The organism is Pseudomonas sp. WSY_20, from assembly GCF_043104335.1.
Classification (GTDB): domain Bacteria; phylum Pseudomonadota; class Gammaproteobacteria; order Pseudomonadales; family Pseudomonadaceae; genus Aquipseudomonas; species Aquipseudomonas parafulva_B.
The window spans coordinates 1-22,905 of the sequence record NZ_JBICKP010000073.1 but is presented as its reverse complement, the minus strand read 5'-3'; the positions used below and the strand labels follow the sequence as shown (position 1 = coordinate 22,905).

The 22,905-nt window shown below is 62.8% G+C and carries 27 protein-coding genes; 14 read left to right on the top strand and 13 right to left on the bottom strand.

Annotated elements, in window-relative coordinates; all coding sequences use genetic code 11:
• The first annotated feature begins 207 nt into the window (after window positions 1-207).
• Together ACF8E5_RS17780 and ACF8E5_RS17775 are read left to right on the top strand one after the other, a co-directional pair.
• Window positions 208-678 (top strand): MaoC family dehydratase, encoded by a 471-nt coding sequence (locus tag ACF8E5_RS17780; RefSeq protein WP_197844512.1) that lies wholly within the window; start codon window positions 208-210, stop codon window positions 676-678.
• A 62-nt stretch (window positions 679-740) separates the two neighbouring features.
• A complete protein-coding gene (locus ACF8E5_RS17775) occupies window positions 741-1,130 on the top strand; it encodes a GNAT family N-acetyltransferase (RefSeq protein ID WP_058638072.1) in 390 nt (129 codons plus the stop codon).
• Here the strand turns inward: ACF8E5_RS17775 and ACF8E5_RS17770 are convergent.
• Complete coding sequence (locus ACF8E5_RS17770; protein WP_182139657.1) at window positions 1,117-2,076, bottom strand: YihY/virulence factor BrkB family protein; 960 nt, start codon at window positions 2,074-2,076, stop codon at window positions 1,117-1,119. The two genes, ACF8E5_RS17775 and ACF8E5_RS17770, sit on opposite strands and share 14 nt — an antisense overlap.
• Window positions 2,077-2,233: 157 nt before the next feature.
• A complete protein-coding gene (locus ACF8E5_RS17765) occupies window positions 2,234-2,419 on the bottom strand; it encodes a CsbD family protein (RefSeq protein ID WP_049695592.1) in 186 nt (61 codons plus the stop codon).
• A gap of 217 nt (window positions 2,420-2,636) precedes the next feature.
• Here ACF8E5_RS17765 and ACF8E5_RS17760 point away from each other — a divergent pair, with 217 nt between their 5' ends.
• Window positions 2,637-3,017, top strand: a complete 381-nt coding sequence (locus tag ACF8E5_RS17760; protein ID WP_058604226.1) for a hypothetical protein — start codon at window positions 2,637-2,639, stop codon at window positions 3,015-3,017.
• Here the strand turns inward: ACF8E5_RS17760 and ACF8E5_RS17755 are convergent, their stop codons facing one another.
• Window positions 3,018-3,854 carry a S1 RNA-binding domain-containing protein gene (locus ACF8E5_RS17755; RefSeq protein ID WP_100852049.1) on the bottom strand — a complete coding sequence of 279 codons (837 nt, stop codon included), beginning with the start codon at window positions 3,852-3,854 and terminating at the stop codon, window positions 3,018-3,020.
• Window positions 3,855-4,017: 163 nt separating this feature from the next.
• On the opposite strand from ACF8E5_RS17755, the gene ACF8E5_RS17750 reads away from it, so the two are divergent.
• The 3 genes from ACF8E5_RS17750 (at window position 4,018) to ACF8E5_RS17740 (ending at window position 6,337) form a co-directional block, all read left to right on the top strand.
• A complete protein-coding gene (locus ACF8E5_RS17750) occupies window positions 4,018-4,881 on the top strand; it encodes a DUF6279 family lipoprotein (RefSeq protein ID WP_392475594.1) in 864 nt (287 codons plus the stop codon).
• A gap of 107 nt (window positions 4,882-4,988) precedes the next feature.
• Window positions 4,989-5,876, top strand: coding sequence for a DMT family transporter (locus tag ACF8E5_RS17745; protein WP_058638079.1), 888 nt, complete (start codon window positions 4,989-4,991; stop codon window positions 5,874-5,876).
• Window positions 5,873-6,337 (top strand): DUF4265 domain-containing protein, encoded by a 465-nt coding sequence (locus tag ACF8E5_RS17740; RefSeq protein WP_078478933.1) that lies wholly within the window; start codon window positions 5,873-5,875, stop codon window positions 6,335-6,337. The genes ACF8E5_RS17745 and ACF8E5_RS17740 overlap by 4 nt, the downstream gene beginning before the upstream one ends.
• Before the next feature lie 43 nt (window positions 6,338-6,380).
• Here the strand turns inward: ACF8E5_RS17740 and ACF8E5_RS17735 are convergent, their stop codons facing one another.
• Window positions 6,381-7,316, bottom strand: coding sequence for an aspartyl/asparaginyl beta-hydroxylase domain-containing protein (locus ACF8E5_RS17735; RefSeq protein WP_392475593.1), 936 nt, complete (start codon window positions 7,314-7,316; stop codon window positions 6,381-6,383).
• 173 nt (window positions 7,317-7,489) lie between these two features.
• On the bottom strand, window positions 7,490-8,464 hold the full coding sequence (cysK, locus tag ACF8E5_RS17730) for a cysteine synthase A (RefSeq protein ID WP_058604221.1): 975 nt from the start codon (window positions 8,462-8,464) through the stop codon (window positions 7,490-7,492).
• Between the two features lie 132 nt (window positions 8,465-8,596).
• On the opposite strand from cysK, the gene ACF8E5_RS17725 reads away from it, so the two are divergent.
• The 3 genes from ACF8E5_RS17725 (at window position 8,597) to ACF8E5_RS17715 (ending at window position 11,898) form a co-directional block, all read left to right on the top strand.
• A complete protein-coding gene (locus tag ACF8E5_RS17725) occupies window positions 8,597-9,670 on the top strand; it encodes a DUF748 domain-containing protein (protein WP_058638064.1) in 1,074 nt (357 codons plus the stop codon).
• A 190-nt stretch (window positions 9,671-9,860) separates the two neighbouring features.
• Entirely contained in the window at window positions 9,861-10,706 is an 846-nt protein-coding gene (locus ACF8E5_RS17720) for a MoxR family ATPase (protein WP_023534935.1), read from the top strand.
• A gap of 13 nt (window positions 10,707-10,719) precedes the next feature.
• Complete coding sequence (locus ACF8E5_RS17715; protein WP_078478936.1) at window positions 10,720-11,898, top strand: VWA domain-containing protein; 1,179 nt, start codon at window positions 10,720-10,722, stop codon at window positions 11,896-11,898.
• A gap of 101 nt (window positions 11,899-11,999) precedes the next feature.
• Here the strand turns inward: ACF8E5_RS17715 and ACF8E5_RS17710 are convergent, their stop codons facing one another.
• The 4 genes from ACF8E5_RS17710 to ACF8E5_RS17695 are packed head-to-tail and all read right to left on the bottom strand — an operon-like array spanning window position 12,000 to window position 15,714.
• On the bottom strand, window positions 12,000-12,959 hold the full coding sequence (locus ACF8E5_RS17710) for a biotin-dependent carboxyltransferase family protein (protein WP_058638062.1): 960 nt from the start codon (window positions 12,957-12,959) through the stop codon (window positions 12,000-12,002).
• Window positions 12,956-13,642, bottom strand: coding sequence for a 5-oxoprolinase subunit PxpB (pxpB, locus tag ACF8E5_RS17705; protein ID WP_196186397.1), 687 nt, complete (start codon window positions 13,640-13,642; stop codon window positions 12,956-12,958). The genes ACF8E5_RS17710 and pxpB overlap by 4 nt, the downstream gene beginning before the upstream one ends.
• A complete protein-coding gene (locus ACF8E5_RS17700) occupies window positions 13,639-14,391 on the bottom strand; it encodes a 5-oxoprolinase subunit PxpA (RefSeq protein WP_372239224.1) in 753 nt (250 codons plus the stop codon). Before ACF8E5_RS17700 ends, pxpB begins: the two co-directional genes overlap by 4 nt.
• Before the next feature lie 36 nt (window positions 14,392-14,427).
• Window positions 14,428-15,714 (bottom strand): MFS transporter, encoded by a 1,287-nt coding sequence (locus ACF8E5_RS17695; protein WP_058638059.1) that lies wholly within the window; start codon window positions 15,712-15,714, stop codon window positions 14,428-14,430.
• Window positions 15,715-15,844: 130 nt separating this feature from the next.
• Between ACF8E5_RS17695 and ACF8E5_RS17690 the strand changes: the two genes are divergently transcribed.
• Window positions 15,845-16,771, top strand: a complete 927-nt coding sequence (locus ACF8E5_RS17690) for a LysR family transcriptional regulator (protein WP_392475592.1) — start codon at window positions 15,845-15,847, stop codon at window positions 16,769-16,771.
• Between the two features lie 89 nt (window positions 16,772-16,860).
• Here ACF8E5_RS17690 and ACF8E5_RS17685 read toward each other — a convergent pair whose 3' ends face one another.
• From ACF8E5_RS17685 to ACF8E5_RS17675, 3 genes are read right to left on the bottom strand one after another with little or no spacing between them, the layout of a single operon-like run.
• Entirely contained in the window at window positions 16,861-17,382 is a 522-nt protein-coding gene (locus ACF8E5_RS17685) for a DUF2937 family protein (protein WP_058604214.1), read from the bottom strand.
• 9 nt (window positions 17,383-17,391) lie between these two features.
• Window positions 17,392-18,165 carry a class II glutamine amidotransferase gene (locus ACF8E5_RS17680; protein ID WP_078478940.1) on the bottom strand — a complete coding sequence of 258 codons (774 nt, stop codon included), beginning with the start codon at window positions 18,163-18,165 and terminating at the stop codon, window positions 17,392-17,394.
• Between the two features lie 14 nt (window positions 18,166-18,179).
• Entirely contained in the window at window positions 18,180-18,674 is a 495-nt protein-coding gene (locus tag ACF8E5_RS17675) for a hypothetical protein (protein ID WP_058638057.1), read from the bottom strand.
• A gap of 127 nt (window positions 18,675-18,801) precedes the next feature.
• Between ACF8E5_RS17675 and ACF8E5_RS17670 the strand changes: the two genes are divergently transcribed.
• Complete coding sequence (locus ACF8E5_RS17670) at window positions 18,802-20,844, top strand: S9 family peptidase (protein WP_392475591.1); 2,043 nt, start codon at window positions 18,802-18,804, stop codon at window positions 20,842-20,844.
• 94 nt (window positions 20,845-20,938) lie between these two features.
• On the opposite strand, the gene ACF8E5_RS17665 is transcribed toward ACF8E5_RS17670, so the two are convergent.
• Entirely contained in the window at window positions 20,939-21,217 is a 279-nt protein-coding gene (locus ACF8E5_RS17665; RefSeq protein ID WP_058638055.1) for a hypothetical protein, read from the bottom strand.
• A 132-nt stretch (window positions 21,218-21,349) separates the two neighbouring features.
• Here ACF8E5_RS17665 and ACF8E5_RS17660 point away from each other — a divergent pair, with 132 nt between their 5' ends.
• The 3 genes from ACF8E5_RS17660 to ACF8E5_RS17650 all read left to right on the top strand — a co-directional run bounded on the left by ACF8E5_RS17660 (window position 21,350) and on the right by ACF8E5_RS17650 (window position 22,703).
• Window positions 21,350-21,718 carry a YajD family HNH nuclease gene (locus ACF8E5_RS17660; protein WP_023534919.1) on the top strand — a complete coding sequence of 123 codons (369 nt, stop codon included), beginning with the start codon at window positions 21,350-21,352 and terminating at the stop codon, window positions 21,716-21,718.
• A 68-nt stretch (window positions 21,719-21,786) separates the two neighbouring features.
• Window positions 21,787-22,257, top strand: coding sequence for an RNA methyltransferase (locus ACF8E5_RS17655; RefSeq protein ID WP_033728691.1), 471 nt, complete (start codon window positions 21,787-21,789; stop codon window positions 22,255-22,257).
• 104 nt (window positions 22,258-22,361) lie between these two features.
• The gene (locus tag ACF8E5_RS17650) at window positions 22,362-22,703 is read left to right on the top strand and encodes a DUF2892 domain-containing protein (RefSeq protein ID WP_058638054.1); all 342 of its coding nucleotides are present in this window, start codon (window positions 22,362-22,364) and stop codon (window positions 22,701-22,703) included.
• Window positions 22,704-22,905 lie beyond the last annotated feature (202 nt).

The following is a 22,905-nucleotide window of genomic DNA, read 5'->3' as shown; positions in this document are numbered from 1 at the left end:
AGCAGGTAAGCCAGGCACGGCCCAGTCATCAGCGCCTGCCATTAACATTGTGAATCTTATTTGTGCCCTTCCTGCAATTTGCTCGACTGTGGGTACACTGACGTGGGCGCAAAATGTGATCCGGGGCCCCCCGGCAAGCGTCTCACCCGTCTGGCCGACGCCCTGCGCGCGACCGGCATCCGACCTGTACTGCTTAAGGAAGCCCTGATGTCCCAGCTCAGCAACACGCCCTACGAAGCCCTAGAAGTCGGCCAGAAAGCCGAATACACGAAGTTGGTCGAGGAGCGCGACATCCAGCTGTTCGCCGCCATGTCCGGCGATCACAACCCGGTGCACCTGGACGCCGAGTTCGCGGCCAAGAGCATGTTCCGCGAGCGCATTGCCCATGGCATGTTCAGCGGCGCGTTGATCAGTGCGGCGGTGGCCTGCACGCTCCCAGGCCCTGGCACCATCTACCTGGGCCAGCAGATGAGCTTCCAGAAGCCGGTCAAGATCGGCGACACCCTGACGGTGCGCTTGGAAATCCTGGAAAAATTGCCCAAGTTCAAAGTGCGTATCGCCACCAACGTGTACAACCATAACGACGAACTGGTCGTGGCAGGTGAAGCCGAGATCCTGGCACCGCGCAAGCAGCAGACCGTGGAACTGGTTTCCCCGCCGAACTTCGTGGCCAGCTGAGCACCGTCGTGCCCTCACGGCCGCCTGTGCACTGCACCCGGCTTTCAGCCCCGGAACAGCGGTTGCTCGACCACTTCTATCGCCAACAGGGTTCGCGCATGCGCGCCCCTGCGCAGGGCAAGCTCTGGGTGGCCAGGTCGCCGGGCATCATTGCTGGGTTGTCTCTGAGCGAGGTGGAGAGTGGTCAGTGGCTGACGGGGCTGTTCGTGGCGCCTGATCGGCGCTCGGAAGGCGTGGGTATGCAGTTGGTCGCAAAGGCTCTGGAGAACGCCTGTGGCAGTACGTGGTTGTTCTGCCATCCAACGCTTGCCAACTACTATGCACGCCAGGGGTTTGCGCCGGCTGGTGAGCTACCCCAGTCGCTGCGTGACAAGCTCCAGCGCTATCAGCGCAGCAAGGCCCTGATAGCGCTGGAGCGCACTGCTTATCCGGGGCAGTTCAGCGCGGGGTAGGTTCAACCCCCGCCGCGTCGTCAGCACTGGGGCGCTCCTGGCCCAGCACCTTGGGCTTTTCGTCGTCGCGGGTGCCATCGAAGTCTTTTTCGCCTGGGTCCTTGCCCTCGGCCGACATGTGTTCAATCACCGCATTCATCTCCGCGCCCAGCAACAGCACGGCAGCCGAGATGTAGAAGTACAGCAGCAGCACGATGATTGCCCCGATGCTGCCATACATGGCGTTGTAGTCTGCAAACGTCTTCACGTAATAGGCAAAGCCCAGCGACGCGATGATCCACACTACGACCGCCAGCACCGAGCCCGGGGTAATGAAGCGGAATTTCTGCTCCACATCAGGCATGACGTAGTAGATAACCGCGACCGCGACCATCAGCAGAATCACGATCACCGGCCAGCGAAGGATGGTCCACAGGGTGACGATGAACTCTTCCATGCCGATCTGCGCCGCGATCCACTCCATGACCTGCGGGCCCAGCACCATCAGCGCCGCGGCCGCCAGCAGCATGCCTGCCAACCCAATGGTGTACAGCACCGACAGCGGGATACGCTTCCAGACCGGGCGACCTTCCGGCACGTCGTAGGCCGCGTTCATGGCGCTCATCATCAACCGCACACCGGCTGAAGCCGTCCACAGGGCAATGACGATACCCACCGACAGCAGGCCACCTTTGGACTGCTGGAGTTGGTCGATGACAGGGTTGACCTGCTCAAGGGCCTGGGGCGGCAAGACCAGCTCCGACTGCAAACGCAGCCAGGAGAAGAAGTCCGGCAGGTGCAGGAAACCGATCAGGGCAATGAGAAACAACAGGAAGGGGAACAACGAGAAAAGGGCCTGGTAGGCCAATGCCGAAGCATAGGTGGACATTTCGTCATCGAGGAATTCGTTGACGGTGCGCACCAGTACGCGGTGCAAGGGTAAGCCCTGCAAGGCGGAAAAAATCATAGCGTCTCCTTTCGCCGCTTGATCGATCTGACGTTCAGTCTAATGGACCCTGCGCTTGGGGTGCTGCTCCCGGTAATCATGCAACGGCTTTAAATAATTCTGCCTGTTACCGCCCCCTGCTTCGAAACGCAGAGGACGGCTCGGCAGGCGTGAGTCATTACTTGGTCAGGTCGTCGACCTTGTTTTTCACGTCGCCTTTGACCTGTTGGCCTTCGCCCTTGATTTCCTGGGCCTTGCCTTCGCCTTTGAGTTTTTCGTTGTCAGTGAGGTTGCCAACACCTTGCTTGATGTTGCCCATTGCCTCGTTGGCCATACCTTTAATTTTGTCTCCAGTACCGCTCATGGCAAAACTCCTGTGAGGTAGCACGCGTATCGTGCCGACAGAAGGTTGACCCAGCCGCTTGCACAGGAGTTTCAAGAAATTTGCGTCAACAAGCCAAACGGTTACAAACGGTCGAAATGCAGTCCCGTAAGGCTCCGTTGCGAGCCTCAAACCTTGCCCGGCAAGGTGCCACCCCTCACAATGCGGCCTTTGAAGGCTTCGACCCGCAGGAACCTGCATGAAACTCGACAAACCCGCTGCCATCGCCCGCCGCAACAGCACACTGGCGCGCCCGGTACTGACCAGTGCCAACACGCTGTTCGCCATACTCGACCCCAAGCGCAACCTGTGGTGGTTCGAGGTCCCGGTGGCCTTGCTCCGCAAGGGCCAGCCCGATTGGGTCAACCTGCTGTTGCACACCCCGCTGACCGATGAACTCCAGCACCTGAAGGTGCCGGTCAACTTCCTGCGGGCTCACCAAGAGCAGATGGAAGTGCGCAACCCTGGCAAGCGTCGCTCCACCATCAGCCTGGCCCTTAGCGCTGACCGCGACTCGCTGCTGCGCGACACTCGCCCCGGTGGTGATCAGCTGGACTTCAACACCTTCGTGCAGGGCTGATCAGGCTTTCTCGATCCGGTCGTCATGGATGACGATGCGGCCTTGCTTGAACAGCCCGCCGATGGCCTTCTTGAAATTGCCCTTGCTGACATTGAACAGCTTGCTGATCAATGCAGGGTCGCTCTTGTCGGAAACCGGCAGCACCCCACCCTCGGCGTCCAGGCGCGTCATGATCTGCTCCTGCAAGCTGTCGGACAGCGCAGCGCCCACTGGCTGCAGGCTGAGCGACACTTTGCCGTCAGCCCGCACTTCCTTGATGTAACCCTGCTCGTGCATGCCTGAGCGCAGGAACTTGAACACCTCGTTCTTGTGGATCAAGCCCCAGTGACGGTTGTTGATGATGGCCTTGAAACCCATCGGCGTTTCGCCGGCCACCAGCAGTTCCACCGGCTGCCCAGGCTTGTAGTCGGCAGGCGTGGTGTCGAGGTAGCGGTCCAGGCGCGAGGTGGCGGTGATGCGGCGGGTGCGCTTGTCCAGGTACACGTGCACCACGCAGTAGTCACCGATCTTCAGCGGCCGTGCCTCTTCGGAATACGGCATCAGCAGGTCCTTGGGCAGACCCCAGTCCAGGAAGATGCCCGCACCATTGATGTCCTTGACCTTGAGGCTGGCGAACTCGCCCACCTGCACCTTGGGCTTCTCGGTGGTGGCGATCAGCTGGTCTTCGCTGTCGAGGTAGATGAACACGTTCAGCCAGTCATCGACTTCAGTCTCGGCACCCTTGGGAATGTAACGGGACGGCAGCAGGATTTCCCCGTCGGCACCGCCGTCCAGGTACAGGCCGAAGTCCACGTGCTTAACAATTTGCAAACTGTTGTAACGCCCAAGCAGAGCCATTTTCGAACATCCTCAAGTCAAGGCGGCTATTTTCCGGATAGACCCGCCCTGGTGTCAAAGCCTGCGGTCGGTTCATCGCCATCCAGGCCTCCACGCGCCATCCGGTGGAACCGCAGGTGTTGTGCTGCGTCTACCCATTGGCTGCCACTGCAAGGACCCGCACATGCCTGCACGCCTGCTCAAAGTCCTGTCGATCTGCCTGGGTTTCGCCCTGCTGCTGGGTGCTTGCAGCCGCATCGACCTGGCCTATCGCAACCTCGATCGCCTGGTGCCCTGGTCGCTCGGCGACTACCTGGACATGAACCGTGAGCAGAAAACCCTGCTCGATGATCGCCTCCGGCAGCACCTGGCATGGCATTGCCAGACGCAACTGCCCGGCTACCTCGACTGGCTGGACCGCCTGCGCACCATGGTGGCCGATAACCAGGTCACCGACCAGGCGCTGCAGCAGCGCACCGAGGAGGCCCGCGAGGCAATTGGCCGGATCGCGGCCGAAATCACGCCGTCGGCCACCGAGTTGCTGCAAGGCATGAGCGATGCGCAGGTGGCCGAGATGCGCGATGCATTTCGTGACGATATTGCCCAGCGGCGCAAGGAATATGTCGACACCCCCCTGCTCAGCCAGATCAGCGAGCGCGCCGAGCGCATGGAAAAGCGCCTCAAGCCTTGGTTCGGCGAGCTGACCGAGGTCCAGAAGCAACGGGTCGGCGCCTGGTCCCGCGCCTTGGGTGACCAGAACAGCGAGTGGATACGCAATAGGGCTCATTGGCAGCAACAACTGCTGCTGGCGGTGGAACAACGCCACGAGCCAGGCTTCCCGGAACGGGTCGCGACCTTGTTGCAAAACAAGGAAAGCCTGTGGACAGCCGACTATCGCCAAGCCTTCCAGAACACCGAACGGCAAGCCCGCAGTCTGGTGGTGGACCTGGTGCAGCAGAGCACCCCCGCTCAACGCCAGGTGCTGCTGGAGCGGCTGACCAAGGTGCGCAGCGACTTCAGCGCCTTGAAGTGCCTGCGCGGGGCCTGAACAGACCACGCCAGGGCACTGGCTGAACTTCATTGGGCAAGAAAGCGCAAGAATCCACCGGCCTGCTGACGTACACTCGCGCCCCTGCCAAGCCCCTGGAGACTTTCGTGAGCCCCACCGCCCTAGCCCGCCTGCTAACCCTTGCTGCCGTATGGGGCGCGAGCTTTCTGTTCATGCGCATCATTGCCCCTGTACTGGGCACCGTGCCGACGGCCTTCTTCCGTGTCTCCATCGCCTGCCTGGGCTTGATCGCACTGCTCGGCGCTGCGCGCATACGCTGGGATTTTCAAGGGAAACTAGGCGCCTGCCTGGTGCTGGGCATGATCAACTCGGGCATTCCGGCCACCTTTTATTCTGTGGCAGCCCAGGTGCTGCCAGCCGGTTATTCGGCCATCTTCAATGCCACGACGCCCTTGATGGGCGTGCTGATCGGCGTGTTGTTCTTCAAGGAACCCATGACGTTGGCCAAGTTGTGCGGCATTTTCCTGGGCCTGTTCGGCGTGGGCATCCTGAGCGGTGCGGGGCCTGTAGCCCTTGATGCAGCCCTGTTGCAAGGCGCCCTGGCGTGCCTGGCGGCCACGACCTGCTATGGCTTTGCCGGCTACCTGGCCCGCCGCTGGGTCAGTGGCCTGGACAGCCGCCTGTCGGCCCTGGGCAGCATGCTCGGCGCGACCCTGCTGCTTACCCCGTTGTTCGCTTGGAGCGCCCTTACCCAGCCACCTGCCAGCTGGGGCGGCTGGCAGGTCTGGGGCTCACTGGTGGGGCTTGGCCTGTTGTGCACGGCGTTCGCCTACATCCTGTACTTCCGCCTGCTGGCCGAAATCGGCCCGGTCAAGGCCAGTACGGTGACCTTCATGATCCCCGTGTTCGGGGTGCTGTGGGGGGCCTGGCTGCTGAATGAGCCGTTGTCGATGGCCCACCTGTACGGCGGCCTGCTGATCGGCGTGGCCCTGTGGCTGGTGCTGCGCCCGGCACGGCGCCGAGGCGCTGCATGAACGGCGTCTACAGGAAAGTGCTGTTCCCGCTGCAGCAGGACCCCAATGGCTATCCGCCGGCATCGGTGGAAGGGCTATGGGCCAGGGCCGTCGACGACGGTTACGTGATCGACAACATCCCGTTCCATGTCTACGGCATCGCCCCAGGTGACGTGATCTGCACCCATGAGCAGGCAGGCCAACACTGGTTTGCCCAGTTGCTGCGCAGCAGTGGCAGCTCGGTGTTCCGGGTTCGGGTCAAGCCGCCCGAGACACTGGAGCAGGTAAGCGAAGCCCTGGTCGAGTTCGGGTGCACCTGTGAAAGCGAACCTGCGGTGAAGATGCTGGCGGTCGCCGTCCCACCGGCACGAACGCTCGACACCCTGCTGTATTACCTGATCACCCAGCGTGAAGCGGGTTTCCTGGACTTCGAGGAAGGGGTGCTGCGCCACTGCGTCGCCCAAGAATTTCGCCAGGGGTAAAGGGCAACTGCCTTGCAGGCGCCCTACCCTGTCGAGGGCGCCGTCAGAACAACCAGCGGTACAGCAGATAGGCTACGACCACGGCCAGTATCGGTCGCAACACGCGGTAAGCCTTGGGGTTGGCACGCTTGAACTGCTTGACGCGCGTGCTCAGCTTGTTGCTGAACCGCTTGCTCCAGGCGTAGGCCTGGTTGATCCCGCCCACGCGTTCATCGTCTGTATTCTGCGGTGCAGTGGCGCGGCCCAGAAATGCGCTGACCTTGCGGTTGACGCGGGTCATGAACGGGTTGTTCAGGGGACGCTCCACGTCGCAGAACAGAATCACCCGGGTCACGTCGGTCTCGTTCTTGACCCAGTGCACGTAGGTCTCGTCGAACATCACGTCCTGGCCGTCGCGCCAGGCATAGGGTTGGCCGTCCACATAAATGCGGCAGGCATCGGAGTTGGGCGTGGAGAGACCCAGGTGATAGCGCAGGGAACCTGCAAACGGATCACGGTGCGGGTTCAGGTGGCTGCCGCCGGGCAGCAGGGCGAACATCGCCCCTTTGACGTTGGGGATGCTGCTGACCAGCTCGACGGTTCGCGGGCACAGGGCTTCGGCAGACGGCAGGGGTTTGTCGTACCACTTCAGGTAGAAGCGCTTCCAGCCTTTCTTGAAGAACGAACCGAAACCGGCGTCGTTGTCCTTTTCGGCTGCGCGGATATAACCCTCGTCGAACAGGCGCATGGCCTCCTCGCGGATTTCCTGCCAGTTGTCCTTGAGCACGTCCAGCTCCGGGAAGCGTTGACGGTCCAGGTACGGCTTGGACGGCACGCCCGAAAACAGGTACATCAACGCATTGTAGGGGGCGAACAGCGCCGAATGGTTGACGAACTGGCGCAACACCGGCAGGCGGGCCTTGCCGCGCAGGTGGACGAACAGCACGCTGCCGAAGAACACCAGCAGCACACCTGCCTTGGCGAGGAAGGAAACGGTCATGCAACACTCCTAGGGCGGGACACAGGCCAGCGCTGCCTGTTCCGGGGGAAAATCATCCGGGCATCATAAACCTATCGCGCCCAGGCACAAACCACCTGGGCGCAACGATACGGATGAAGATTGTGCAATGAAGCCTGTTACCAGGTATTGCTTCGGGTCACCGCCTAGGCAGGTTATTGCTGGGTTTCCTGCTCGCTGAACAGGTCGCTGAACAGCATGCTGGACAAGTAACGCTCGCCTGAGTCAGGCAGAATCACCACGAGGGTCTTGCCCTGCATTTCCGGCTTTTCTGCAAGGCGCACGGCAGCGGCCATCGCGGCACCGCAGGAAATACCACACAGGATGCCTTCTTCCTGCATCAGACGGATAGCCATGGCCTTGGCTTCGTCGTCGCCCACCGTCATGACCTGGTCGACGATCGACAGGTCGAGGTTCTTCGGCACGAAGCCCGCGCCGATGCCTTGGATCTTGTGCGGCGTGGGCGTCAGCGCCTCGCCTGCCAGGGTCTGGGTGATCAGCGGCGAGGAAATGGGCTCGACCGCCACCGAGGTGATCGCCTTGCCCTGGGTGTGCTTGATATAGCGCGAGATGCCGGTGATGGTGCCGCCAGTGCCGACACCGGCAACCACCACATCCACGGCGCCATCGGTATCGTTCCAGATCTCCGGGCCCGTGGTCTTTTCGTGGATGGCCGGGTTGGCAGGGTTTTCGAATTGCCCGGGCATGAAGTACTGCTCGGGGTTGGAGGCGACGATTTCGTTGGCTTTCTCGATGGCGCCCTTCATGCCCTTGGCAGGTTCGGTGAGCACCAGTTCGGCGCCAAGGGCCTTGAGCACCTTGCGCCGCTCCAGGCTCATGGAGGCCGGCATGGTCAGCATGAGCTTGTAGCCCCGGGCGGCAGCGACGAAGGCAAGGCCAATACCGGTGTTGCCCGAGGTGGGTTCGACGATGGTCATGCCGGGCTTGAGCTTGCCGCTGCTCTCGGCGTCCCAGACCATGTTCGCGCCGATGCGGCATTTGACCGAATACCCTGGGTTGCGCCCTTCGATCTTGGCCAGAATGGTCACGCCGCGTGGCGCGAGGCGGTTGATCTGCACCAGGGGCGTGTTGCCGATGGAGTGGGCGTTGTCTGCGTATATACGGCTCATGGCAGGGTCCTTGGCATGATGAAGACACGGAAAGACCCCAAGGGTAAGCCCCGGCCTCAAGGCCCGTAAAGCCTCTTCGAACTCCGGTGCAGACCCTGCGGTCAACCACACACCTTGCCCTGGAGAACTGCCATGAGAGCCCGCTATCGCTGGCCGCTGATCGCCCTCGGCAGCCTCATCGTGCTGCTGGTGGCCTTGCAGCTTGCCCTGCCCTACCTGGTGCGTGACTACCTCAATGAAAAACTGGCCGACATGGGCGACTACCGGGGGCAGGTCAGCGATGTGGACCTGGCCTGGTGGCGCGGCGCCTATACCGTCAACGGGCTGAAGATCGTCAAGACCACGGGCAAGGTGCCGGTGCCTTTTCTCAACGCCCCGGTGATCGACATCTCGGTCAGCTGGCATTCGTTGTGGTACGACCGCGCCGTGGTGGCCGAAGTGGCTTTCCTGCGCCCGGAGCTGAATTTTGTCGATGGCGGCGACAAGCAAAATTCCCAAACCGGTCAGGGCACTGACTGGCGTCAGCAACTGGACAAGCTGCTGCCCATCACGCTCAACGAAGTGGTGATCGACGACGGGGTGCTGACCTTCCGCAACTTCAGCTCCAAGCCCCCGGTCACGCTCAAGGCGACGCAGCTGCAGGCCAGCATTCGCAACCTCACCAACATCCGCGACGAAGCCGGCCGGCGCGACGCCAGTTTCGAAGCCCGTGCCCTGGTCGCAGGCGATGCCAAGGTCGAGAGCCGTGCCACCTTCGACCCGTTCAGCGATTTCGACGACTTCGAGTTCCGCCTGCGTGCCACCGGCATCGAGCTGCGCAGACTCAACGACTTTGCCAGTGCTTATGGCAAGTTCGACTTCAAAGCTGGCCATGGCGATGTGGTCATCGAGGCCGAGGCCACCAATGGCCGCCTGAACGGCTACATCAAGCCCCTGCTGCGCGACGTCGAGGTATTCGATTGGCAACAGGACGTGGAGGACAAGGACAAGGGCCTGTTCCGCTCGGTCTGGGAGGCGCTGGTGGGGGCCACCGAAACCGTGCTCAAGAACCAGCCGAAAAACCAGTTCGCCACGCGCGTTGAGCTCAGTGGCAGCGTGCGCAGGCAGAACATCAGTGCGTTCGAGGCCTTCCTGCAGATCCTGCGCAATGGATTCGTGCAGGCGTTCAGTGCGCGCTATGAACGCAGCGCGCCGGATTCCGACTAAGGCGCAGTGACGAGACATTCGGGGACTGAATACGCGGTCTGCGTTTTCAGTCGTCGTACCCCCGCGGTATAGTCGGGCCCACCATCACACCCTGTGTTGGCCACCTGAGCGCCAGCCTGCCGCCCACACCAAGGGCGGCTGACAGGCTGGCTGCACATCGGCCCGCAAGCCCAAGCAGAGGAAAGACCCCATGAAGTTCGAAGGCACGGGTGACTATGTCGCCACGGACGACCTGAAACTGGCCGTCAATGCGGCCATCACCCTCGAGCGCCCGCTGTTGGTCAAGGGTGAGCCTGGTACCGGCAAGACCATGCTGGCCGAGCAGTTGGCAGCTTCGTTCGGGGCGCGCCTGATTACCTGGCACATCAAGTCCACAACCAAGGCCCACCAGGGCTTGTACGAATACGATGCCGTCAGCCGCCTGCGCGACTCCCAGCTGGGTGTGGACAAGGTCCACGACGTACGCAACTACCTGAAGAAAGGCAAGCTGTGGGAGGCCTTCGAGGCCCAGGAGCGGGTGATCCTGCTGATCGACGAGATCGACAAGGCCGATATCGAATTCCCCAACGACCTGTTGCAGGAACTCGACAAGATGGAGTTCTACGTCTATGAAATCGACGAGACCATCAAGGCCAGGCAGCGCCCGATCATCATCATCACGTCCAATAACGAAAAGGAGCTGCCGGACGCTTTCCTGCGCCGTTGCTTCTTCCACTACATCGCCTTCCCCGACCGGGCCACGCTGCAACGCATCGTGGATGTGCACTACCCCAACATCAGCCAGTCGCTGGTGAGCGAGGCGCTGGACGTGTTCTTCGACGTGCGCAAGGTACCGGGCCTGAAGAAAAAGCCTTCAACGTCCGAACTGGTCGACTGGCTGAAGCTGCTGATGGCCGACAATATTGGCGAAGCGGTACTGCGCGAGCGCGACCCGACCAAGGCCATCCCTCCGCTGGCCGGGGCGCTGGTGAAAAATGAGCAGGATGTGCAGCTGCTCGAGCGCCTGGCCTTCATGAGCCGGCGCGGCAACCGCTGAGGGAGCCGGGGCCATGTTGCTCAACCTGTTCAACGAAATGCGCGCGGCGAAGGTGCCGGTGTCGGTGCGCGAACTGCTCGACCTGCACCATGCCTTGCAACGGCATGTGGTGTTCGCCGACATGGACGAATTCTACTACCTGGCCCGCGCCATCCTGGTGAAGGACGAACGCCATTTCGACAAGTTCGACCGGGCCTTCGCCGCTTACTTCAACGGCCTGGAGAACCTGGATCGACACATCGAGGCGTTGATCCCTGAGGACTGGCTGCGCAAGGAATTCGAGCGCTCGTTGACCCCTGAGGAGCGCGCGCAGATCCAGTCACTGGGTGGGCTGGACAAGCTGATCGAGGCGTTCAAGCAGCGCCTGCAGGAGCAAAAGGAGCGCCACGCAGGCGGCAACAAGTGGATTGGCACCGGTGGCACCAGCCCGTTCGGCTCGGGTGGGTACAACCCCGAAGGTATCCGCGTGGGCGATGCTGGCGAGCGCCAGGGCAAGGCAGTGAAGGTCTGGGACCAGCGCGAGTACAAGAATCTGGACGATCAGGTGGAGCTGGGTACGCGCAACATCAAGCTGGCCCTGCGGCGCCTGCGCAAGTTCGCCCGCCAAGGCGCTGCCGAAGAGCTGGACATCGATGGCACTATCGACCATACCGCACGCGATGCGGGCCTGCTGAACATCCAGATGCGCCCGGAGCGGCGCAACACGGTGAAATTGCTCCTGCTGTTCGACATCGGTGGCTCGATGGATGCCCATGTCAGGGTCTGCGAGGAGCTGTTCTCGGCCTGCAAGACCGAGTTCAAGCACATGGAGTACTACTACTTTCACAACTGCGTGTATGAGACGGTCTGGAAGAACAACTTGCGGCGCACGTCGGAGCGTTATTCCACGTTCGACCTGCTGCACAAGTACGGCGAGGACTACAAGGTCGTGTTCGTCGGGGACGCAGCCATGGCCCCTTACGAAATCACCCAGCCGGGCGGCAGCGTGGAGCATTGGAACGAGGAAGCCGGGTATGTCTGGATGCAGCGCATCATGGCCAAGTTCCGCAAGGTCATCTGGATCAACCCATACCCCCGCCAGGCCTGGGGTTACACCGCTTCTACCCAGCTGGTGCGTGAACTGATCGAGGACCGGATGTATCCACTGACCTTGCAGGGGTTGGAGGATGGGATGCGGTATCTGTCGAAGTAAAGCCGCAAAGTCACGCCCCCTGTAGGACCGGCCGCGATGGGCCGCGCAGCGGCCCCAGGATTTCAGCTTCGCAGTCCAGATCGCCGAGGCCGCTGCGCGGCCTATCGCGGCCGGTCCGGCGCCCCGGGAAGGCCGCTCAACAACACGTGCCAGCGTTCCAGATACGCCTGCTGCTCCCGCCATGCCTGCTCCTGCATTACCGGCCGCAATCGCACCTTCGCCCCTGGCATGCACTGTGCCAGTTGTGCCAGTGCCAGGGGCGTCAGCGCCCCCAGGCGGGGATAACCGCCGATGGTCTGGCGATCATTGAGCAACACGATCGGCTGCCCATCGGGCGGGACCTGGACGGCGCCAAGGGGAATGCCTTCGGAGATCATGGCCGGGCCTTGATAAACCAGAGGCGGGCCAAGCAGGCGGATGCCCATGCGGTCGGCACGGGTGTCCAGCGTCCAGTCGCAGTTGAAGGCATCGAACAGACTAAGGCCAGCAAAGTCGCCGATCTGCGCGCCAATCACCAGGTCCAAGGTGGGCTTGACCACATACTCAGGACGCAGGTGACCAGGCACTTCGCGGATCGGTGTGGCTGTACCGGCAAAACTCAAGCATTGGCCTTCACGCAACACGCCGCCCTGGCCATCGACCCCGCCCAGCCCCTCGCGCACGACCGTGGCACAACTGCCCATCACAGGCTCGGCATCGAAACCGCCCGGTGCGGCCAGATAAGCGCGAGCGCCCTGCCGAGGTTGTCTGAGGGTAAGGCGCTGCCCCTTCGTCAGGGTAAAACTGCGCCAAGGGGCCAAGTAGTGCTCGTCGATGTGCGCGTCCAGGTCGGCCCCGGCCAGCGCCAGTACGCAATCGTGCTGCGCCACCACGCTGAATCCACCCAAGGCAACCTCTACGACGGGAGCCTGCAGAGCGTTGCCCAGCAACCCGTTGGCCCAGTGCATCGCGACCCAATCCAAAGCGCCGCCCTGGGTGACCCCAAGGTGCCTCACGCCAAATCGGCCTGCATCCTGTAGCGCACACAGCGGTGTGCTGGCCTCGACTCGCAAATGCTTCATGCCTGTGCCTCCTCATCACCGCCCAACGCCAGAAACGCCTGCCGCGTCACCGAAACGAAGCGGACGCGGTCGCCCGGTTGCAGCAGGCTGTAGCCGTCCCGCCCACGGTCGAACAACCGCACCGGCGTACGCCCGATCAGGTTCCACCCACCGGGGGAAGCGGCCGGGTACGCAGCGGTCTGGCGCTCGGCAATGCCGACACTGCCCGCTGCCACCTGCTTGCGCGGGGTGCTTAGCCTCGGGGTGGCCAGCCGTTCGTCCACCAGCCCCATGAACGCGAAACCCGGCGCGAATCCCAGGGCGAACACCGGGTAGTCACGTTCACTGTGCAAGCGCACGACCTCAGCCTCGCTCAGGCCTGCCCGGCGGGCCAGCACGGGCAACTCCGGGCCGACGCTGGCGTGGTACCACACCGGTATCTCGTGCAGGCAGCCGGTGTTCTCAGTGCCAGGCTGCAGCCCTTCAAGGGCTTGCACGATCAGGCAGCGTGCATCGGCCGGCGGCAGGTCGAAATGCACCATGAGGGTGGTGTAGGACGGCACCAGGTCGCGCAAGTGCGCACCAAAAGCCGCTTGCAAGCGCTGACTGGCGGCAAGCACCCAAGGCATGTTGGCTTCCTCGATACGCTCGAACAGACGCACCATCAGGCAATCGATGCCGACCACTTCGATGCGTGGGGTCATGCTGATCTGATCCCATCGAGTGCCTGGCGGATCTGCCGAACTGCCGTCACAGAGCTGTCGTTGTCCCCATGCACGCACAGCGTTTGGGCTTTGAGCAGCAGTCCAGTGCCATCACTGGCCAGCAGTGCTTCGCCGCGGGCCAGCTTTACGGCTTGCTCGACCACTTGCGCCGGGTCGTGATGCACGGCGCCCGGCAGGCGTCGCGACACCAGGTGGCCGCTGGCGGTGTAGGCCCGATCGGCAAACGCCTCGAACCAGAGCGGTACGCCGATTTCAGTACCCAGCGCCTGGGCCGCCCCATTGTCGGCCGTAGCCATGAGCATCAGCGGCAGGCCACTGTCATAGGCCGCCACGGCCTCCAGCACCGTGCGCAGGATCAATGGGTCGGCCATCATGTCGTTGTACAACGCACCGTGGGGTTTTACGTAGGCGACGCGTGTGCCCTGGGCCTTGCAGATGCCATCGAGCGCGCCGATCTGGTAGTGCAGCAGGTCACGGATTTCTTCGGCACTGCACGCCAGGCTGCGCCGGCCGAAGCCGACCAGGTCCGGGTAGGCCGGGTGTGCGCCAATGGTTACCCCGTGTTCCAGCGCCAGCGCCACGGTGCGGCGCATGATGCCGGGGTCACCAGCGTGGTAGCCGCAGGCAATGTTGGCACAGTCGATGTAGGGCATGACCTCGGCATCCAGGCCCATGCGCCAGCTGCCGAAGCTTTCGCCCATGTCGCAGTTGAGTAACAGGCGTTGCACCACGGTGTACCCCTTGTCGTTATTCATGTTCCTACCTTAGCGCGCCTGCAATTGTTTGCCGCGTGTTTCTGGCAGGCTTAGCGCTGCCACGATCACCACGCCATAGGACACGGCCGAGAACAAGCCGATACCCAGGCCCAGCGGCACCTGCTGCCCCAGCATACCAATCAGCAGCGGGAACAGCGCCGCGACGATCTTGCCGACGTTGTAGCAAAAGCCCTGCCCCGAGCCGCGCACGCGCGTGGGAAACAGCTCGGTCAGAAAGGCCCCCATGCCGCTGAAGATGCCCGAGGCGAAAAAGCCCAGCGGGAAGCCCAACCACAGCATCACCCCATCACTGACGGGCATTTGCGTGTACAGCAGCACGATGACGAACGAGCCTACGGCGAACAGGATGAAATTCTTTTTGCGCCCTAGCAGGTCGGACAGGTAGGCGCTGATCACGTAGCCCACGTAGGAGCCTACGATCACCATCGCCAGGTAGCCGCCGGTACCCAGCACGCTCAGCCCGCGTTCGTTCTTCAGAAACGTGGGCAGCCAGGCGGTGATTGCGTAGTAGCCGCCCAGTGCGCCAGTGGTCAGCAGCGAGGCGCGCACGGTGGTCCAGAGCAGACCGGGGGCGAAGATTTCGTAGAAGTGCGATGGCGCCTCGGTGTCTTCGGCTGCCTTGGCCTGGCGGTAGACCTCCGGGTCTTTCACCAGCCGCCGAACGAAGATCACGAACACGGCCGGCACCAGCCCCAGTAAAAACAGCGCTCGCCAGGCCTGCTCCTGCGGCAACCAAGTGAAGAGCAGCGCGTACAGGATGGCCGTCAGCCCCCAACCAATGGCCCAGCCTGACTGCACCATGCCCACTGCCTTGCCGCGGTCTTGGGCACGGATGACCTCGCCGATGAGCACGGCGCCTGCCGTCCACTCACCGCCGAAGCCAAAACCCATGAGGGTCCTGGCGATCAGCAGTTGCTCGTAGTTCTGGGCAAAGCCGCAAAGGAAGGTGAAGAAGGCGAACCACAGCACCGTCAGTTGCAGGGTGCGGACCCGGCCGATGCGGTCGGAGAGAATGCCGGCCACCCAGCCACCGATGGCCGAAGCGACCAGGGTACTGGTGTGGATAAGCCCAGCCTCGGTGGTGGTGATGCCCCATAGCATGATCAGCGTGGGGATGACGAAGCTCAGCATCTGCGTGTCCATGCCGTCCAGGCCATAGCCGATCTTGCAGCTCCAGAAGGTGCGCCGTTGTTGCTGATCGATGTCGCGGTACCAGGCAAAAGGCCCGGAGGAGGATGGGGAACTGACCTGCTGCTGCGTGCCGGTGGGGTTCATGGATGCCTCGGCTTGTTGGTATTGTTTTATGGGGCGACAGCAAAGGTCGCGGCCTGGGCTTCATGTTCAGAGCACGCGGCGCTGACGTCCAACGAGAAAAACCCTGGGTCTGGAACAAGAAAAACTGATCATGAACCTTCGCTTTCTCGAAACGTTCGTCTGGGTCGCTCGTCTCAAGAGCTTCCGCCTGACCGCGCAGAAGCTGTTCACCACCCAGGCGTCGGTGTCCAGCCGTATCGCGGCGCTGGAGGTCGACCTGGGCGTCAAGCTGCTGTTGCGCGACTCGCGCGGGGTCAGCCTGACTCCGGAAGGCAGCAAGGTGCTGGAACATGCCGAGCGCATGCTGGAAACCGCCAAGGCGCTCAAACAGTCGCTGGACAGCGACCGGGCCAAGGTCGGGCGTATTCGTCTCGGGGTGATGGACACGGTCATTCATACCTGGATGAGCGCGCTGGTGGCCGAATTGACCGAGCGCTATCCGCAGGTGGAAATCGAACTCATCGCCGACACGGCGCTGAACCTGCGCGAACAACTGCACAAGGGTTTTTTGGACGTTATCGTGCAAACAGACTTACTGCGCGAGCCCTCGATCCGCAGCCTGGATCTGGCGCGCTACCCGATGGGCTGGATAGTCGCGGCAGGCTCGCACCTGCACAGGGACTACACGTCACTGATCGAGCTGGGGCGCGAGCGCATCGTGACATTCTCGAAGAATTCACGGCCGCATCAGGAAGTGCTGGCCTTGTTGCAAGGTGCCGGGGCGCAAACGCCGCGGCTGAACTGCGTCAATTCGGTAGCGGCTATTACCCGCTTGTTGCGCGACGGTTTTGGCATTGGGGCCTTGCCGCCTGCCCTGGTAGAGGCCGAACTGAACCAGGGTGACCTGGTGCTGCTGGCTGGGCTTGAGCCCCCGCCGAGCCTGGAACTGGTGGTGGCCTGGCAGACCGGGGTGGCGTTGGTGGAGGAAGTGGTTGGAGTTTGTCGGCAGGTACTGGAGCGCTATGCACAGGATGTGGGCGGGCAACGGATCGTGCTGGTGCCGGGGACTATGGGCTGAGGGTTTGTAGCCCGATTTGGAATGGGGCCAGCCCAGGACCGGATGGGAGCGTAGCGCACTCCCGCTCATGCAGGGTGTCAGGACTTCACCTAACGCCAACTCTCTTTCACCGCCCCACGTCGCCCACCCAGTATCAGCCGACCTATGCCCAACAACAGGCTTTCAACCACGAACGCCAGCACGAACCCGGCACCGACGCCCCAGCCGATGGCCTCAGGCGCCAGCAGAATCTGATAGCCGTAGCCGTTGAGCGTTTCTTCTCGCAGCCGCGGGTCGGCTTGCACCAGGACGTGCCAGGTACGCTGCGCCCATGAACCTTGCAGCGCTTGCCATTCGTCTTCAAGCAGCTGGTTGCGAATCATCAGGCTTTCGATGCTGTTGGCGTCACTGAGAAAGACCGGGTCGTCACTGCTGCGGTAGTGTCGCAACAAGGCTTGCAGATCGCCGTTGAAAAAGCGCTCGGCTGTCTGGCGGAAGCCGTCCAGCGCCTCGCGTGATTCAAACAGGTGCGCCTCCACGCGCTGGCTGTAATCCTTGACCAGCCCCGGGACCTGGATGCCGGCCAATAGCCCGAAGGTGAACAGCAGCAACCGCAGGTAACTTCTGAACATGCAGCATCCTTAGCTTTGTCCGTGCGCGGTGCACTCGCCGTGCCGCCACAGGGCCCACTGACCTGGCGCGTAGCGGTTCCAGGTTTCGTTCTCGGTCAAGGCCTCGGTGGCGATCACCGTGACCACGTCGTTGGGGGTGGTTTGGGTATGGAAATCGACGATCAGGTCGACATCCTTCAGCCGTGCCGCGCCAAACGGCGCGCGACGGGTAATGTGGACCAGCTTCGTCGAACAGAAGCAGAACAGCCAGTCACCATCGCTGAGCATGCAGTTGAACACGCCGCGGGCGCGATAACCGGCACAGGCTTCGACCAGCACCGGCAGTAACTGTTCCACCGGCACCGGCTCCGGGAAGGCGCCGCGGATGCGATTGAGCAGGTCACAGAAGGCCGCCTCGCTGTCGGTATCACCAATGGGCTGGTAAAAGTTTGTGGAGCCGGTGAAGTCACCCAGCTGGCCGTTGTGGGCAAAGCACCAGTTGCGCCCCCACATCTCGCGCATGAAGGGGTGGGTGTTGGCCAGGCAGACCTTGCCCACATTGGCCTGGCGGATGTGGCCGATCACTACTTCGCTCTTGATCGGGTAGCGCCTTACCAGGTTGGCCACCTCGGACTCGCTGCTGGCGGCGGGGTCCTGGAACAGGCGCAGGCCGCGCCCTTCGTAGAAGCCGATGCCCCAGCCGTCACGGTGCGGGCCAGTGCGACCGCCGCGCTGTATCAGGCCGGTGAAGCTGAAGACGATGTCGGTGGGGACGTTGGCACTCATGCCCAGCAGTTCGCACATGGCGGTGTCTCCGTTTACAGGCGGGGCTCGACCCGGCCGGCGCCAGCAGGCAGCACAGGCGGGTCGTCACGGTAACGATCGCCACGCTCGGCGGCCAAGGGCTCCCCCGGCGCCAGCGCCTGCGCTTCGGCGGCCTCGCGCTGGGCGGCGGCTTCGGCCCGCAGGCGGCGCTCGCGAGCGCGTTTCTCCAGCGGCCAACGCACTAGCACGAACAGAAAATACAGCACGAAGGCGATCATGCCGTACATGGCGAAGTCCGACACTGCGCGCCAGGCGTTGTTGCCCACCTTGAAGGCGACATCCAGCACCGTGATGGCAATGGCCGGGGCGAAGCTGTCCTTGACCGGGTCGACCACGGTCGGCGTAAACAGCAGCACCGCCAGCACGACGCGCAGCGGTTCGCGCAGCCAGCGCCACATCCAGCCGGTGAGCTTGAAGCCCACCAGAAGGCAGCCCAGGGCGGCCACGGCGTAGAGGCCCCAGGCCAGGGTGTAGTCGTTCTCGATCATGGTAATCGTGCAAGCCAGGCAAAGAGGTGCCTATGATAAACACATTTCCTGGCGCACACAGTGTTTGCCTGTACCGGTGCGCCGCCGAAGCTGCCGGTAGCGCCCCTCAAGAACCGAGAGAAATTCGATGCCAAGCACCCACTTGCCGCCCCTGGCCAGAGCCGACGATGCGACCGACCCCTACGCGTGGTTGCAACAGCGTGACGATCCCCAGGTACTGGCTTACCTCGAAGCGGAAAATGCCTATCAGCAAGCCTGTCTGGCCGATCAGGCCCCCTTGCGCGAACAGGTGTTCGAGGAGATCAAAGGTCGCATCCAGGAAACCGATCTGTCCCTGCCATCGCCGTGGGGGCCCTACCTGTACTACACCCGCACCACCGCAGGCGATGAATACCCCCGCCATTATCGCTGCCCACGCCCTGCCGATGATTCCAACACGGTCGATGAAGGCCTGGAGCAACTGTTGCTCGACCCGAACGCCCTGGCAGGCGGCGGCTTTCTCTCGCTGGGGGCGTTCAACGTCAGTCCCGACCATCGCCTGTTGGCCTATAGCCTGGACACCAGCGGCGACGAAATCTACACCTTGTACATCAAGGATCTGGCCACGGGCGATGTAACGACCCTGCCCTTCGACGACTGCGATGGCAGCCTGACCTGGGCCAATGACAGCCGTACGCTGTTCTTTGCCGAACTCGACGATACCCACCGCCCTTGGCGGCTGTACCGGCATACGTTGGGTCAGGAAGGTGCCCAGCGGGTATTCGAGGAGCCCGATGGCCGGTTCTTCCTGCACTGTTACCGCACCAGCTCCGAACGCCAGTTGGTGCTGCTGCTCAACAGCAAGACCACCAGCGAAGCCTGGGTGCTGGACGCGGCCACGCCGCAAGCGCCGTTCACCTGCCTGGCACCGCGTGTGGAAGGCCATGAGTACTTCCCCGATCATGGCCTGCTCGATGGGCAGTGGCGATGGTTCATCCGCACCAACCAAGACGGTATCAACTTCGCCCTGTATCACGCCCCGGCCGACCCCGTGCCAAGCCGTGCCCAGTGGCAACGGCTGGTCGCCCATCGCGATGACATCATGCTTGAAGGACTGAGCCTCAATGCCAGCGCATTGACCCTGAGCCTGCGTGATGGCGGCTTGCCGATCATCGAAGTGCGCCCACAGGGTCTGCCGCCCTACCGGGTGGATTTACCTGACGCGGCCTACAGCCTGTACGTGCAGGACAGCCTGGAATTCGACAGCCCTCGGGTACGCTTGCGCTACGAAGCGCTGAACCGGCCGGCCCAGGTACGTCAGCTGGCGCTGGCCACTGGCGCGCAGGAGGTGCTCAAGCAGACGCCGGTGCTGGGGCCCTTCAATGCCGACGCCTATGTCAGCGAGCGCCTGTGGGCCACCGCGGCAGACGGTACCCAAGTGCCGATCAGCCTGGTGCGACGGCGCCAGGATGTGGGTCGCACCACACCGCTCTACCTGTACGGGTACGGCGCCTATGGCGAGAGCCTGGACCCATGGTTCTCCCATGCGCGGCTGAGCCTGCTGGAACGTGGTGTAGCGTTTGCCATCGCCCATGTGCGCGGCGGCGGCGAGCTGGGCGAGGCCTGGTACCGTGCCGGCAAGCAGGAACACAAGCACAATTCCTTCAGCGATTTCATCGCGTGCGCCGAACACCTGATCAACGCAGGCGTGACATCCTCTGCAACCCTGGCCATCAGTGGGGGCAGTGCCGGCGGGCTGCTGATCGGCGCCGTGTTGAACCTGCGTCCCGAGCTGTTTCGCTGCGCCATCGCCGAGGTGCCCTTCGTGGATGTGCTCAACACCATGCTCGACCCTGAGCTGCCGTTGACGGTGACCGAGTATGACGAATGGGGCAATCCCGCGGAGCCTGAGGTGTACGAGCGCATCAAGGCCTATGCGCCATATGAGAACGTGAAAGCCCAGCCCTACCCGGCCATGCTGGTGGTGGCAGGCTACAACGACAGCCGGGTGCAGTACTGGGAAGCGGCCAAGTGGGTCGCCCGCCTGCGTACGCGCAAGACCGATGACAACCTGCTGCTGCTCAAGACCGAGATGGGTGCCGGGCATGGGGGTATGAGCGGGCGCTACCAGGGGTTGAAGGATGTGGCCTTGGAGTATGGGTTTGTGCTGGGTGAGCTGGGGGTTGTCTGAGGTGCCGGGCTGTTTTGTGCGCGCAGCGGCACCAGCGATCTGGGTTCATGCATGACGGTAAGCCGCAAGGCGAGGTGTGGACAGCCGCCTTCGATCACTCCTGATCCCGCCCCGGCTTCTCTAGATCCTGCCGCAACCCTGGCAGTGGCTGGTCCTTGGGCGGGCCGGGCACTGGCATTGGCGGTAGCAAGGGTGCCCCTTGGGAGGTGCCGGTGGCTTTGGGCGGGCTGCTTGGGGTGATCTGCGGATACGGCGTGGGGGTGGGTGTACCCGGCGCACCGGGTACAGGCGTGGTCAACCGCGGCGGCGTGCTGGCAGCGTGAGCCGCAGGCACGCCCGCCACCAAGACCACGGCGAGAATCGCAGCAAGCATCGGCAACCTCCTGTTCAGAATCTTCCTACAGGCTACGCCCATATGACATTTTTCGCCTGTGCGCCGATCATGCAGCCGCGCTAGACTCGACGGCATAACCGTCATTTGCCTGATCAGAACGAAGGAAACACCATGACCTCCTCTACTTCCGCCGCCACTGCGCGCCTGGACCGCATCCTCGCCGATGCCAAGCGCGACAAGGAAATGGGCTACCGCGACAAGGCCCTGAGGATGTACCCGCACGTGTGCGGGCGTTGTGCACGCGAGTTCGCCGGCAAGCGCCTGAGTGAGCTTACCGTGCACCACCGTGACCACAACCACGATAACAACCCCCAGGACGGCTCCAACTGGGAGCTGCTGTGCCTGTACTGCCATGACAACGAACACTCGCGCTACACCGATCAGCAATACTTCAGCGAAGGCTCCACCAGCACCCCAAGCATTGCCAAGGCCACCCACAACCCGTTCGCGGCACTGGCAGGCATGCTGAAGAAGGACTGACCAGCAGCCCCCCCACCATGACCGGGCAACCCGTATAATCGCGTCTTTTTTGCGAAGGGCCCCGGTTCGTGGCTAACAAACGATACAGTTGCATCGGCCTGTTCAACCCCAAGTCGGCCGAAAACGTAGGCTCGGTAATGCGTGCGGCTGGCTGCTACGGGGTCAACTCGGTGTTCTATACCGGCAAGCGCTACGAGCGCGCGCGGGACTTCGTGACCGACACCAAGCGCGTGCACTACGACATTCCACTGATCGGCATCGATGACCTGCAACGCATCATCCCGCTGGGCTGTACCCCGGTGGCCGTGGAACTGGTCGAAGGCGCCCGCCCCCTGCCCGACTACACCCACCCGGACCGCGCCATCTACATCTTCGGCCCCGAAGACGGCAGCCTCAGCCCTGAAGTGAGGGCTTGGTGCGAGGAAACCATCTACATTCCCACCACCGGCTGCATGAACCTGGCGGCCACGGTGAACGTGGTGCTGTACGACCGTCTGGCCAAGGGCCTGAATACCCGCTCGGGCCCAAAGTTCAAGTGATGCGTGCGCTGTCATGACCGCCAGGAGGTTCGCCTGGCACATCGAGTGAACGTCGCCGGCCGCAGGCAGGTCAGCTGCTTACACATCACCAAGAGGGCTTACCAATGCTTGATAATCACTCTGATGCACCGTTGCAGGAAAAGAACGTCCATGGCATGGAACGCGCCACTTCGTTGGCCGGCGGTGCTTTGCTGGTGGGCAAAGGGCTGAGCCAGGGCGGTATCGTAGGGCTGTTCAAGATAGCCGTCGGTGGCCTGGCGCTGGTGCGCGGCTTCACTGGGCATTGCGCCACCAAGGCGTGGTTGCAGCACCACCGCGATCAGTACAACCAGCTGAAATCGGACCTCAAGCGTACTGGGGACGAGCTGACTGCACTGAAGGACAGTGCCAAAGCGGCCACCGAAGGCGTGACAGTGACCGGCAAGGATCCTGTCGCTGGGGTGTGATGCCCTGGACTGTATCCTGGTCTTGCCGTGGCGGCGTTGCGGCAAGGCGTCTACTTGACGGCTGCGGTTTGGTGTAGTGCTCACACATTCGATTTGAGGGCACCCGGGGCGACGTGCCTTCGGTCAGGGCCTGCGCCAGAGGCTCACGCATTCAACTTCGTAGCACATATCGCCGGGGCCGCTTCGCGCCCCATCGCGGCAC

Excerpts from the sequence above, each read along its gene's own strand:
- ACF8E5_RS17780 (WP_197844512.1), top strand. The coding sequence starts at position 208 with ATGTCCCAGCTCAGCAACACGCCCTACGAAGCCCTAGAAGTCGGCCAG.
- ACF8E5_RS17770 (WP_182139657.1), bottom strand. The coding sequence starts at position 2,076 with ATGATTTTTTCCGCCTTGCAGGGCTTACCCTTGCACCGCGTACTGGTG.
- ACF8E5_RS17765 (WP_049695592.1), bottom strand. The coding sequence starts at position 2,419 with ATGAGCGGTACTGGAGACAAAATTAAAGGTATGGCCAACGAGGCAATG.
- ACF8E5_RS17760 (WP_058604226.1), top strand. The coding sequence starts at position 2,637 with ATGAAACTCGACAAACCCGCTGCCATCGCCCGCCGCAACAGCACACTG.
- ACF8E5_RS17755 (WP_100852049.1), bottom strand. The coding sequence starts at position 3,854 with ATGGCTCTGCTTGGGCGTTACAACAGTTTGCAAATTGTTAAGCACGTG.
- ACF8E5_RS17750 (WP_392475594.1), top strand. The coding sequence starts at position 4,018 with ATGCCTGCACGCCTGCTCAAAGTCCTGTCGATCTGCCTGGGTTTCGCC.
- ACF8E5_RS17740 (WP_078478933.1), top strand. The coding sequence starts at position 5,873 with ATGAACGGCGTCTACAGGAAAGTGCTGTTCCCGCTGCAGCAGGACCCC.
- ACF8E5_RS17735 (WP_392475593.1), bottom strand. The coding sequence starts at position 7,316 with ATGACCGTTTCCTTCCTCGCCAAGGCAGGTGTGCTGCTGGTGTTCTTC.
- cysK (WP_058604221.1), bottom strand. The coding sequence starts at position 8,464 with ATGAGCCGTATATACGCAGACAACGCCCACTCCATCGGCAACACGCCC.
- ACF8E5_RS17725 (WP_058638064.1), top strand. The coding sequence starts at position 8,597 with ATGAGAGCCCGCTATCGCTGGCCGCTGATCGCCCTCGGCAGCCTCATC.
- ACF8E5_RS17720 (WP_023534935.1), top strand. The coding sequence starts at position 9,861 with ATGAAGTTCGAAGGCACGGGTGACTATGTCGCCACGGACGACCTGAAA.
- ACF8E5_RS17715 (WP_078478936.1), top strand. The coding sequence starts at position 10,720 with ATGTTGCTCAACCTGTTCAACGAAATGCGCGCGGCGAAGGTGCCGGTG.
- ACF8E5_RS17710 (WP_058638062.1), bottom strand. The coding sequence starts at position 12,959 with ATGAAGCATTTGCGAGTCGAGGCCAGCACACCGCTGTGTGCGCTACAG.
- pxpB (WP_196186397.1), bottom strand. The coding sequence starts at position 13,642 with ATGACCCCACGCATCGAAGTGGTCGGCATCGATTGCCTGATGGTGCGT.
- ACF8E5_RS17695 (WP_058638059.1), bottom strand. The coding sequence starts at position 15,714 with ATGAACCCCACCGGCACGCAGCAGCAGGTCAGTTCCCCATCCTCCTCC.
- ACF8E5_RS17690 (WP_392475592.1), top strand. The coding sequence starts at position 15,845 with ATGAACCTTCGCTTTCTCGAAACGTTCGTCTGGGTCGCTCGTCTCAAG.
- ACF8E5_RS17685 (WP_058604214.1), bottom strand. The coding sequence starts at position 17,382 with ATGTTCAGAAGTTACCTGCGGTTGCTGCTGTTCACCTTCGGGCTATTG.
- ACF8E5_RS17680 (WP_078478940.1), bottom strand. The coding sequence starts at position 18,165 with ATGTGCGAACTGCTGGGCATGAGTGCCAACGTCCCCACCGACATCGTC.
- ACF8E5_RS17675 (WP_058638057.1), bottom strand. The coding sequence starts at position 18,674 with ATGATCGAGAACGACTACACCCTGGCCTGGGGCCTCTACGCCGTGGCC.
- ACF8E5_RS17670 (WP_392475591.1), top strand. The coding sequence starts at position 18,802 with ATGCCAAGCACCCACTTGCCGCCCCTGGCCAGAGCCGACGATGCGACC.
- ACF8E5_RS17665 (WP_058638055.1), bottom strand. The coding sequence starts at position 21,217 with ATGCTTGCTGCGATTCTCGCCGTGGTCTTGGTGGCGGGCGTGCCTGCG.
- ACF8E5_RS17660 (WP_023534919.1), top strand. The coding sequence starts at position 21,350 with ATGACCTCCTCTACTTCCGCCGCCACTGCGCGCCTGGACCGCATCCTC.
- ACF8E5_RS17650 (WP_058638054.1), top strand. The coding sequence starts at position 22,362 with ATGCTTGATAATCACTCTGATGCACCGTTGCAGGAAAAGAACGTCCAT.